Below are 12,088 nucleotides of genomic sequence, written 5' to 3' on the forward strand. Positions count from 1 at the left end.
TAGGATAAATTAATTTTTCCAATAAATATATTTATAATTATTAAATAACTTCAATCGTTAAATTATTAAGAGGTTATTATTTTTATTCTGAAAATGTGTAAATTATAAATTGAAATAAGCGTATTTTCAAAATCGATTTTTTTAGGTGGAAAAGTTATAATATACAAGACACTGTCTATTTTAGAGAGGTATATGAATGACTAAACATGAACAAATAATAGCGTATATTGAATCGTTAAAAATCGGACAAAAAATTTCAGTTCGAAAAATTGCGAAGGTAATGAATGTATCTGAAGGCACTGCTTATAGAGCCATTAAAGATGCAGGTCAATTAGGGTTGGTAACTACGATTGATAGGGTAGGCACCGTACGCATTGATAAGAAAAATCGTGAAGAAATTGAAAATTTAACGTTTAATGAAATTCTTAAAATTATCGATGGTGAAGTTATCGGTGGCAAAAATGGTTTGAGTAAAAGTGTGTCCAAATTTGCGATAGGCGCAATGGAACTTAAAGATGTCGTTAAATATATCAGTCATCAAACATTGCTTATTGTAGGAAACCGTCCTGATGTCCAATTAGAAGCTTTAAAAAAAGGTAGTGGTGTACTCATTACAGGAGGGTTCAAAACCTCTCAAAAAATAATCGATTATGCCAATAGTCACAATTTACCAATTCTATCTTCAAATTATGATACATTTTTAGTGGCCAATATCATAAATAGAGCAATGTATAATCAAATGATTCGAAAAGAAATATTAATCGTAAATGATATTGTTAAGCCTATTAATGATATGACCGTTGTCTTTGACGAAATGGGTCTTGAAGATTATAAAGCACGGGCGAAAGTTACAGGCCACTCGCGCTTTCCAGTAGTGGATAAAAATTGGAAACTAGTGGGTATAATTACTAGTAAAGAGACTATTCACATGCAAGTTGGGGACACTGTGAGTAAAGTGATGACGAAACGACCTATTAATGTTGAATTAACAACCACTGTAGCGAGTTGTGCGCATCTTATGATTTGGGAAGGTATCGAAATTTTACCAGTAACTACTAAAAATAGAAAAGCAATTGGGGTAATTACAAGAGATGATGTACTAAAAGCGATGCAATTACTTGGTCGACAACCTCAAATTGGAGAAACAATTAATGACCAAATTGCTAAACATATTACAATCACCCAAAATGACATTACTGTTGAAATTTCTCCATTATTAACTAATCAGTATGGCACATTAAGTAAATCAGTATTTGTAGCCATTATTGAAGAAACGATTAAACATGAACTACGTAAATTTAAAAAAGTAGACGTAATGATAGAAAGTTTAAATATTATTTACATAAAAACTGTACCTATTGAAACCTTTATTAATGTTTCATATAACATGTTAGATGTCGGCCGAAACTTTGCAAAATTAGAAGTTGCTATGATGAGTGGTAACGAGAGGGTGGCCAATGCTATGATTATTGTCCAAATGTTCGAAGATTTTTAATCAATTGTCATGGTATGTATTTGCGAATACATTTTAAAAAAATAAAACTTGAGGAGCAATCATTTATGGTAGAAATATTTAATGAAATTATGCGAAAAATTGAAGAAGCGGAAACGATTATTATTCATAGACACGTACGTCCAGATCCGGATGCTTATGGTTCTCAACTTGGATTGAAGTTATATTTAGAACACAAATTTCCAGAAAAAAACATTTTTGCCGTAGGAGAATCTGAAGTGTCCCTTGAATTTATTGGAAGTTTAGATGAAATAGCGGATGAGGTTTACGAAGAGGCGCTAGTGATTGTTTGTGATACGGCCAATGCTCCACGTATTGATGACCAAAGATACGGGGATGGTAGAGGATTGATTAAAATTGACCACCATCCAGCGATAGACCAATATGCAGAAATCAATTATGTGAATACTGAAGCGTCCTCTACGAGTGAAATAATATTTGATTTTATTACGCATTTTAATGATGTTAATATTATTGATACTGATGTGGCACGTGTTTTGTATCTAGGTATAGTAGGCGATACTGGCAGATTCATGTTTAATAATACAACACCACATACGATGGAAGTAGCGAGTCAATTATTAAAATTCCCATTCGATCATAATGTAGAACTAAATAAAATGGCGGAAAAAGATCCTAAAGTGATGCCATTCCAAGGTTATATCTTCCAAAACTTTGAGTTGAGTGAAGATCATGCATTTTGCCAAGTGAGAATTACTAAAGAAATCTTAGAAGAATATCAATTATTACCAAATGAAGCATCTCAATTTGTAAATACTGTAGCTGATATTCAAGGGTTAAAAATTTGGGTGTTTGCTGTTGATGAGGGAGATCAAATAAGATGTCGTGTACGTTCTAAAGGCATCGTTATTAATGATGTAGCAAATCAATTTGGTGGAGGTGGTCACCCGAACGCGTCAGGTGTCTCTGTTTATAGTTGGGAAGAATTTGACAAGTTAGCAGAAGCATTACGCCAAAAATTATAAAATGAAAGGAAGTCATATATGGTTGCACATTTAAATATTCATACAACGTATGATTTATTATATTCCAGTTTAAAAATCGATGATGTTGTTAAAAAAGCGCAACAAAATGGTTATGAGGCGTTAGCGATAACTGATACAAATGTTTTATATGGCTTCCCTAAATTTTATGATGCTTGCATCGAATATAATATTAAACCGATATTTGGTATGACGATTCACCTATCAAATGGCCTATATACCATTGAAACTGTGTTGCTTGCTCGAAATAATGAGGGATTAACCGCTCTATATCAATTATCTTCTGCCATTAAAATGAAAGACAAAGATCTTGTGCCATTAGAATGGCTACACAAATATAGTGCGAATCTTGCCATCATTTTTAAAGATGCCAAGAAAGAACATCAAGGCATTATAAATGAATTTATTAATAATGAAGCAACATATATTAATCACACAAGTGAGGTATCGTTTTATAATTTAAAAGTGGTTTGGATAAAAAATGCTAGATATCTTAATCCGGAAGATATTGATACGATACCTGCTCTAGAGGCCATTAAGAATAATACGAAGTTAGATTTAGTAAGTGATGTTGAAAATATTGAAGAACATTTTTTCTCCAAAGAAGAACTACAAAAGATACAATTAGCTGATGAAATCTGGAATAACACCTCAGAGCTTGCAAAACAATGTAAAGCTAATATTGAATATCATCAAGATTTATTACCTAAATTTGAGACTCCTACTGGCGAAAGCTCTAAAGACTATTTATGGTCAATATTACAGCAAAAACTACAAGAATTTAATTTACATCAAGACGAACGCTATGAGAGTCGCTTAAACCATGAGTATGAAATCATAACGGATATGGGATTTGAAGATTATTTCTTAATTGTAAGTGACTTAATTCATTACGCGAAAACGCATGACGTTATGGTAGGACCAGGTCGAGGATCCTCAGCTGGTTCACTGGTAAGTTATTTGCTTGGAATTACTACGATCAACCCAATTCAATATCATTTGCTTTTTGAACGATTCTTAAATCCTGAACGTGTAACGATGCCAGATATTGACATAGATTTTGAAGATACTAGACGTGAAAGAGTAATACATTACGTTCAAGAAAAATATGGAGAACATCATGTATCGGGGATTGTTACATTTGGCCATTTGTTGGCGAAAGCTGTAGCTAGAGATGTAGGGCGTATCATGGGGTTTGACGATATAACTTTAAATGAAATTTCTAAACTTATTCCTCATCGATTGGGTATCACTTTAGAAGTTGCATATCAAAACGATGATTTTAAACAATTTGTTCATCGTAATCACCGTCATGAAAAATGGTATGAAATCAGTCGTAAATTAGAAGGATTACCTAGACATACTTCTACTCATGCAGCAGGGATTATTATCAATGAAAGACCACTTTATAATTATGTGCCTTTAACAACAGGGGATACAGGTTTATTAACTCAATGGACGATGACTGAAGCGGAACGATTAGGCTTATTGAAGATTGACTTTTTAGGGTTACGAAATCTTTCAATTATTCATCAAATTGTTACACAAGTTAAGAAAGATATGAATATCGATATTGATATTGAAAAAATTCCTATGGATGATAAAAAAGTATTTACACTACTTTCTAATGGAAATACAACAGGTATCTTTCAATTAGAATCAGAGGGAGTTAGAAAAGTACTTATCCGACTTCAACCAGAACATTTTGAGGATATTGTCGCAGTCACTTCGTTATATAGACCAGGCCCAATGGAAGAAATACCTACATATATTTCAAGAAGGCATAAGCAAAGTGAAATTCAATATTTGCATCCTGATTTAGAACCCATTTTAAAGAGCACGTATGGTGTCATTATTTATCAAGAGCAAATTATGCAAATCGCTAGTAAGTTTGCGAGCTTCAGTTACGGTCAAGCAGATATTTTGCGCCGAGCAATGAGTAAAAAAAATAGGACAGTATTAGAAAATGAACGTCAAAATTTTATAAACGGCGCAGTGCAAAATGGATATGATGAAAAGATTAGTAAGCAAATTTTTGATTTGATACTTAAATTTGCTGACTATGGTTTCCCAAGAGCACATGCTGTTAGTTATTCAAAGATTGCCTATATCATGTCTTATCTTAAAGTACATTATCCTAATTATTTTTATGCAAATATACTTAGTAATGTAGTAGGTAATGAAAGTAAAACAGCAACAATTATTGATGAAGCTAAAAGTCAAAACTTAAATATTTTGCCTCCAGACATTAATAAAAGTCATTGGTTTTATAAAGCTACAGAATCTAATATATATTTATCGCTTGGTGCAATTAAAGGTGTAGGTTACCAAAGTGTTAAATCTATCGTAGATGAACGTTATCAAAATGGTGATTTTAAAGACTTTTTTGACTTTGCTAGAAGAATACCTAAACGAATTAAAACACGTAAATTATTTGAGGCATTAATATTTGTAGGTGCATTTGATACTTTTGGCAAGACAAGGGCTACATTATTGACGGCGATTGATCAAGTATTAGATGGAGTTTCAGATGTAGCACATGATGATTTTTTATTTGATATGTTGACGCCTAAACAAACTTATCAAGACAAAGAGGAACTCAATGATCAAATGATTAGCAATTATGAGAAAGAATATTTAGGATTTTATATTTCAAATCATCCTGTAGAAAAATTATTTAATAAAAAACAATACTTAGGTATTTTTACACTTAAACATCACACGAATTTTCTACCGATTTTAGTTCAAATAGATAGAATTAAGCAAATTCGAACTAAAAACGGTCGAAATATGGCTTTTTTAACGTTAAATGATGGCCGTAATATGATGGATGGAGTAATCTTTCCTGAAAAATTTAAACATTATGAAACAGATTTAAAAGAAAATGAACTTTATGTTGTGTCTGGTAAATTTGAAAAAAGAAACGAACAAATTCAACTGATTGTTAACCAGTTAATTACTATTAATGAGTATGAGGAAAAACATATAAAAAAAGCAAAGAGAATTATTATTAGAAATGTAAAAGAGCTTGAAGAGATACAACAACATCTTTCATTTAACAAAGAAAATGATATAGAAGTACTGATTTATAATGAAGCATCTAATGAAACGACTTCACTAGGATTTATTAAAAGAGATAGAGAATATTTAAGTCATTTTATTAATCTCTTTGAACCTAGGGATATTAGAATTGTATAGCTTTTACAAGCAAAAAAATTGTGATATAGTTAACTGATGATTAATAAGATAAGATCATCAGTTAATTTCATTTTATGAACACAATTGAGTTAATATAACAAATTGATTGTTCACAACTTTTGTTTTAAAATACAGATTATTAACAGGGGCTGATTTGATGTCTTTAAGAGATGACGCTTTACAAATGCACAAAGAAAATCAAGGTAAATTAGAAATAATGCCTAATGTAAAGGTAACGAATAAAGAAGAATTGAGCTTAGCTTACTCACCTGGTGTAGCTGAGCCTTGTAAAGAGATTCATGAAGATCCTCGTACTGTATATGACTATACTATTAAAAGAAATACAGTTGCTGTTGTAACAGATGGTACAGCGGTATTAGGTTTAGGGAATATCGGCGCCGCAGCAAGCATTCCAGTTATGGAAGGAAAAGCAGTTTTATTTAAAAGTTTTGCAGGTATTAATGGCGTGCCAATTGCCTTAGATACAACTGATACTGAAGAAATTATCAAAACAGTTAAATTAATCTCTCCAAATTACGGTGGCATCAATCTAGAAGACATTTCAGCGCCACGTTGTTTTGAAATCGAAGAAAGATTAAAGAAAGAAGCTAATATTCCAGTATTTCATGATGACCAACATGGTACTGCCATCGTTACAATGGCGGGTTTAATCAATGCTTTAAGAATTGTCGATAAAGATTTATCTGATATTAAAGTAGTACTTAATGGCGCAGGCGCGGCAGGCATTGCCATCGTAAAATTATTAGATGCATACGGTGTTAGAAATATGATTATGTGTGATTCTAAAGGTGCTATATATGAAGGACGTTCTTATGGCATGAATGCGACTAAAGATTTTGTTGCTAAATTTACGAATAAAGATAAAATTGACGGCTCATTAGAAGATGTTATTAAAGATGCAGATGTTTTTATCGGTGTATCCGTAGCAGATTTATTATCTAAGGAAATGGTACAGACTATGGCCGATGATGCTATTATCTTTGCTATGGCTAACCCCAATCCAGAGATTAAACCTGATGACGCTAAAGAAGCTGGCGCTAAAGTAATTGGTACTGGTCGTTCAGATTTCCCAAATCAAATTAATAATGTACTTGCATTCCCAGGTATCTTTAGAGGTGCATTAGAAACGGAATCTACTAATATTAATGAAGATATGAAAAAAGCAGCTGTTGAAGCGATTGCTAATTTAATTGAAGAAGATGAATTAAATCCAGATTATTGTATTCCTGGACCTTTCGATAAAAGAGTAGCACCTTCAGTTGCACGTGAAGTTGCAAAAACAGCAATGGAAACAGGCGTAGCTCGTATTGATGTTGACCCTCAAAAAGTGTACGATAAAACAATGAAATTAACTGATTTAAAATAATAACACAAATTGTTAGATTTACAGAGAAATTATGACTTAATTTTAATTTGTTCATAGTTTCTCTCTAATATTTTGCAAGCTTTAACAATTGCAAATTCAACATTTTGGTAAACTATATGGTTGTTTGATAGGTTACGTGGAGGTTTACACATGTTTAAAGACTTTTTTAATAGAAGTAGTAAGAAAAAGAAATATTTAACAGTACAAGATTCAAAACAAAATGAAGTACCTGCAGGGATTATGACTAAATGTCCTAAATGTAAAAAAATTATGTATACAAAAGAATTATCAGAAAATCTAAACGTATGCTTTAATTGTGATCATCATATTGCATTACCTGCATATAAAAGAATTGAAGCAATTTCAGATGAACACAGCTTTAAAGAATTTGATAAAGGAATGACATCTGCTAATCCTTTAGATTTCCCTGGGTATCAAGAAAAAATTGAAAAAGATCAAAAGAAAACTGATTTAAAAGAAGCTGTCGTTACCGGTACTGCACAATTAGAAGGCATTAAATATGGCGTAGCTGTTATGGACGCACGTTTCAGAATGGGTAGTATGGGTTCTGTCGTTGGTGAAAAAATTTGTCGTATTATTGATTACTGTACAGAGCATCGTTTGCCATTCATATTATTCTCAGCTAGCGGTGGCGCGAGAATGCAAGAAGGTATCATTTCATTAATGCAAATGGGTAAAACCAGCGTGTCTTTAAAACGTCATTCTGATGCTGGATTACTATATATTTCTTACTTAACTCATCCGACAACAGGTGGTGTATCAGCAAGTTTTGCTTCTGTAGGGGATATTAACTTGAGTGAACCCAAAGCTTTAATTGGCTTTGCTGGTCGCAGAGTAATTGAGCAAACAATTAATGAGAAATTACCAGATGATTTCCAAACTGCTGAATTTTTATTAGAGCATGGTCAATTAGATAAAGTTGTACATCGTAAAGAAATGAAAGCGACACTTGCTCAAATTTTAAAAATGCACCAAGAGGTGAAACCGAATGCTTGATTTTGAAAAACCATTATTTGATATAAAAAGTAAAATTGAATCTTTAAAAGAATCTCAAGAAAAAAATGATGTAGATTTACAAGATGAAATTGACTTATTAGAAGCATCACTTGAAAGAGAAACTAAGAAGATTTATACAAATTTAAAACCGTGGGATAGAGTACAAATTGCACGTTTACAAGAAAGACCTACTACACTTGATTATATTCCTCATATTTTTGATTCTTTCATTGAGTTACATGGAGACAGAAATTTCAGAGATGATCCAGCAATGATAGGTGGTATTGGTTATTTAAATGAACAAGCAGTAACGGTGATAGGTCAACAACGTGGGAAAGACACCAAAGATAATATTTATAGAAATTTTGGTATGGCACATCCAGAAGGATATCGTAAAGCTTTAAGATTAATGAAACAAGCTGAAAAATTTAATCGTCCGATTTTTACATTTATCGACACTAAAGGCGCATATCCAGGTAAAGCTGCTGAGGAAAGAGGTCAAAGTGAATCTATTGCTAGAAATTTAGTTGAAATGGCTTCACTTAAAGTTCCGGTAATCGCTATTGTTATAGGTGAAGGCGGTAGTGGTGGTGCACTAGGTATTGGAATCTCAAACAAAATATTAATGCTTGAAAATAGTACGTATTCAGTTATTTCTCCTGAAGGTGCATCAGCCTTATTATGGAAAGATAGTTCATTAGCTAAAATGGCTGCTGAAACAATGAAAATCACTGCAAAAGATTTATATCAATTAAAAGTTATTGATGAAGTCATTAATGAACCACTTGGTGGTGCTCATAATAATATCGAACAGCAGGCGAAAGAAATTAAAACAGCATTTGTTAAACATTTAGATGAACTAAATAAACAAAGCGCTGAGGAATTAGTCGAAAATAGATTTAATAAATTTAGAAATATCGGTTCTTATATTGAAAATTAATGATAGAAACTAGAAATCAATACTTTGGTTTCTAGTTTTTTTATATTGAATAAGTTAATTTTCATATATAAAACGTTTACATCAATATAATACACCTATATTAATGGAACACCTAAAAAAATTGTGGTAATTTATTACTAAAGATAATTCTAGTAAGGAAAGGGTATGTCGTCATGAAGAAAATTGCGGTATTAACAAGTGGTGGAGATTCACCAGGCATGAACGCTGCTGTAAGAGCAGTAGTGCGTAAGGCGATTTATAATGATATTGAAGTTTATGGAATTTATCAAGGTTATCAAGGTTTATTAGACGATGATATTCATAAACTTGAATTAGGCTCAGTTGGAGACACTATCCAACGTGGAGGCACTTTCCTTTACTCTGCTAGATGTCCACAATTCAAAGAAGCGAGTGTTCGTAAAAAAGGGATAGAGAATTTACACAAGCATGGAATTGAAGGTTTAGTTGTAGTAGGTGGAGATGGTAGTTACCGAGGGGCACAACGTATCAGTGAAGAAACTAAAGATATTAAAACTATAGGGATTCCGGGTACAATTGATAATGATATTAATGGTACGGATTTCACGATTGGTTTTGATACTGCTTTAAATACAATCATTGATTGCGTAGATAAAATTCGAGATACAGCATCAAGTCATGCTAGAACTTTTATTGTCGAAGTAATGGGTCGTGACTGTGGGGATTTAGCACTGTGGGCTGGCTTATCAGTAGGAGCTGAAACGATATTAGTACCAGAAGCGCATACAGATATTAAAGATATTGCTGAAAAAATAGAAAAAGGTATTAAGCGTGGCAAAAAACATTCTATAGTGATGGTAGCCGAAGGTTGTATGACTGGACAAGAATGTGCTAATGAATTAATGAAATATATTAATGTAGATGCGCGTGTATCAGTTTTAGGCCATATTCAACGTGGCGGTAGTCCATCAGGTACTGATAGAGTACTTGCTTCACGCTTAGGTGGTTATGCTGTAGAATTATTATTGAAAGGTGAAACAGGTAAAGGCGTTGGTATTAAGAATAATAAGCTAACGGCAACCCCGTTCGAAGACATTTTCAATAAAAATGATCATAAATTTAATACAGATATTTATGAATTAGCAAAAGAGTTATCTATTTAATTTAGGAGGCTTTTATAATGAGAAAGACTAAAATCGTATGTACTATTGGACCTGCATCAGAGTCAGAAGAAATGTTAGAAAAATTAATGAAAGCTGGAATGAACGTTGCACGTTTAAACTTCTCTCATGGTAGTCATGAAGAACACAAAGCGCGTATCGATACCATTCGTAAAGTAGCTAACAAATTAGATAAAACTATTGGAATTCTATTAGATACTAAAGGACCTGAAATTCGCACACATGATATGAAAGATGGCATAATTACTCTTGAAAAAGGTAAAGAAGTTATCGTAAGTATGAATCAAGTAGAAGGAACACCTGAGAAATTCTCAGTGACATACGGTGATTTAATTAACGACGTAGAAGTAGGCTCTTATATCTTACTTGATGACGGTTTAGTTGAATTACAAGTTAAAGACATTGATAAAGATAAAGGCGAAGTTAAATGTGATATTTTAAATACAGGTGAATTAAAAAATAAAAAAGGTGTTAACTTACCAGGTGTTAAAGTTAATTTACCAGGTATCACTGATAAAGATGCTGCAGACATCTTATTTGGTATTAAAGAAGATGTAGATTATATTGCAGCAAGTTTCGTACGTCGTCCAAGTGACGTATTAGACATCCGTGAAATCCTAGAGAGAGAGAATAATCACAATATTACAATTTTTCCTAAAATAGAGAACCAAGAAGGTATTGATAATATCGAAGAAATTCTTGAAGTTTCTGATGGTTTAATGGTTGCTCGTGGTGACATGGGGGTTGAAATTCCACCTGAATCAGTACCAATTGTGCAAAAAGATTTAATTAGAAAATGTAATAAACTTGGTAAACCAGTTATTACTGCAACTCAAATGCTTGATTCTATGCAACGTAATCCACGTGCTACACGAGCTGAAGCAAGTGACGTAGCGAATGCAATTTACGATGGTACTGATGCAGTAATGTTATCTGGTGAAACTGCTGCAGGTTTATATCCTGAAGAAGCGGTTAAAACAATGAGAGATATTGCTGTATCTGCTGAAGCAGCTCAAGATTATAAAAAGTTATTATCTGACCGTACTAAATTAGTTGAAACATCTCTTGTAAATGCGATTGGTGTTTCTGTTGCGCACACAGCTTTAAACTTAAATGTTAAAGCAATTGTTGCTGCAACAGAAAGTGGTTCTACAGCAGTAACTATTTCTAAATACCGTCCACATTCAGATATTATTGCAGTTACACCTAGCGAACATACAGCTCGTCAATTAGCATTAGTATGGGGCGCTTATCCTGTGATTAAACAAGGTCGCAAAACTACTGATGATCTTTTAAACAATGCAGTGGCAACAGCTGTTGAAACTGGAAGAGTAAGCAATGGTGACTTAATCATTATTACTGCAGGTGTACCAACTGGTGAACAAGGTACAACTAATATGATGAAATTACATTTAGTAGGTGACGAAATCGCTAAGGGTCAAGGCGTTGGTCGCGGATCAGTAGTTGGTAGAACTATTGTTGCGAATAGCGCACAAGATTTAGAAGATAAAGATTTAAGTGAATCTATCATTGTTACTAATTCTGTAGATGAAACTTTAGTGCCATATGTTGAAAAAGCTGTAGGCTTAATCACAGAAGAAAATGGTATTACATCTCCAAGTGCGATTATAGGACTTGAAAAAGGTATTCCTACTGTGATTGGTGTTGAACATGCTACTAAAGAATTCAAAGATGATATTTTAGTTACAGTAGATGCTGCACAAGGTAAAATCTTTGAAGGCTATGCTAACGTCTTATAATTAAATAGTTAAAGTTATATTATTTATAAAATTTTCTAATAAATACAATAGGCTAAACCATTTTAAATGAATGGTTTAGCCTATTTTTCATATTTAAAGAAATTAAACG

Annotated in this window: 8 protein-coding genes; all 8 read left to right on the forward strand. The window is 32.8% G+C overall.

The genetic code is table 11. The features are described 5' to 3' along the window. The first annotated feature begins 196 nt into the window (after positions 1-196). The 8 genes from MT340_RS05970 to pyk all read left to right on the forward strand — a co-directional run bounded on the left by MT340_RS05970 (position 197) and on the right by pyk (position 11,979). Positions 197-1,495: a DRTGG domain-containing protein gene (locus MT340_RS05970; protein WP_243589168.1), complete on the forward strand. Its 1,299-nt coding sequence runs from the start codon at positions 197-199 to the stop codon at positions 1,493-1,495. A 65-nt stretch (positions 1,496-1,560) separates the two neighbouring features. After that, complete coding sequence (locus MT340_RS05975) at positions 1,561-2,499, forward strand: DHH family phosphoesterase (protein ID WP_243589169.1); 939 nt, start codon at positions 1,561-1,563, stop codon at positions 2,497-2,499. 18 nt (positions 2,500-2,517) lie between these two features. Next, a complete protein-coding gene (locus MT340_RS05980) occupies positions 2,518-5,715 on the forward strand; it encodes a DNA polymerase III subunit alpha (protein WP_243589170.1) in 3,198 nt (1,065 codons plus the stop codon). A gap of 157 nt (positions 5,716-5,872) precedes the next feature. Continuing rightward, a complete protein-coding gene (ystJ, locus tag MT340_RS05985) occupies positions 5,873-7,102 on the forward strand; it encodes an NADP-dependent malic enzyme (RefSeq protein WP_243603670.1) in 1,230 nt (409 codons plus the stop codon). Between the two features lie 150 nt (positions 7,103-7,252). Continuing rightward, complete coding sequence (gene accD, locus MT340_RS05990) at positions 7,253-8,119, forward strand: acetyl-CoA carboxylase, carboxyltransferase subunit beta (RefSeq protein ID WP_243589172.1); 867 nt, start codon at positions 7,253-7,255, stop codon at positions 8,117-8,119. Further along, positions 8,112-9,059, forward strand: a complete 948-nt coding sequence (locus MT340_RS05995) for an acetyl-CoA carboxylase carboxyltransferase subunit alpha (RefSeq protein ID WP_243589173.1) — start codon at positions 8,112-8,114, stop codon at positions 9,057-9,059. The genes accD and MT340_RS05995 overlap by 8 nt, the downstream gene beginning before the upstream one ends. A 173-nt stretch (positions 9,060-9,232) precedes the next feature. Further along, positions 9,233-10,201: a 6-phosphofructokinase gene (gene pfkA / locus MT340_RS06000; protein WP_243589174.1), complete on the forward strand. Its 969-nt coding sequence runs from the start codon at positions 9,233-9,235 to the stop codon at positions 10,199-10,201. A 17-nt stretch (positions 10,202-10,218) separates the two neighbouring features. After that, positions 10,219-11,979 (forward strand): pyruvate kinase, encoded by a 1,761-nt coding sequence (gene pyk / locus MT340_RS06005; protein ID WP_243589175.1) that lies wholly within the window; start codon positions 10,219-10,221, stop codon positions 11,977-11,979. Positions 11,980-12,088: the final 109 nt, after the last annotated feature.

Source organism: Staphylococcus sp. NRL 16/872 (assembly GCF_022815905.2).
GTDB lineage: Bacteria > Bacillota > Bacilli > Staphylococcales > Staphylococcaceae > Staphylococcus.

What these genes read in the sequence shown, in the direction of transcription:
- MT340_RS05980 (WP_243589170.1), top strand. Translation starts at nt 2,518, where the DNA reads ATGGTTGCACATTTAAATATTCATACAACGTATGATTTATTATATTCC.
- MT340_RS05970 (WP_243589168.1), top strand. Translation starts at nt 197, where the DNA reads ATGACTAAACATGAACAAATAATAGCGTATATTGAATCGTTAAAAATC.
- pfkA (WP_243589174.1), top strand. Translation starts at nt 9,233, where the DNA reads ATGAAGAAAATTGCGGTATTAACAAGTGGTGGAGATTCACCAGGCATG.
- pyk (WP_243589175.1), top strand. Translation starts at nt 10,219, where the DNA reads ATGAGAAAGACTAAAATCGTATGTACTATTGGACCTGCATCAGAGTCA.
- MT340_RS05975 (WP_243589169.1), top strand. Translation starts at nt 1,561, where the DNA reads ATGGTAGAAATATTTAATGAAATTATGCGAAAAATTGAAGAAGCGGAA.
- MT340_RS05995 (WP_243589173.1), top strand. Translation starts at nt 8,112, where the DNA reads ATGCTTGATTTTGAAAAACCATTATTTGATATAAAAAGTAAAATTGAA.
- accD (WP_243589172.1), top strand. Translation starts at nt 7,253, where the DNA reads ATGTTTAAAGACTTTTTTAATAGAAGTAGTAAGAAAAAGAAATATTTA.
- ystJ (WP_243603670.1), top strand. Translation starts at nt 5,873, where the DNA reads ATGTCTTTAAGAGATGACGCTTTACAAATGCACAAAGAAAATCAAGGT.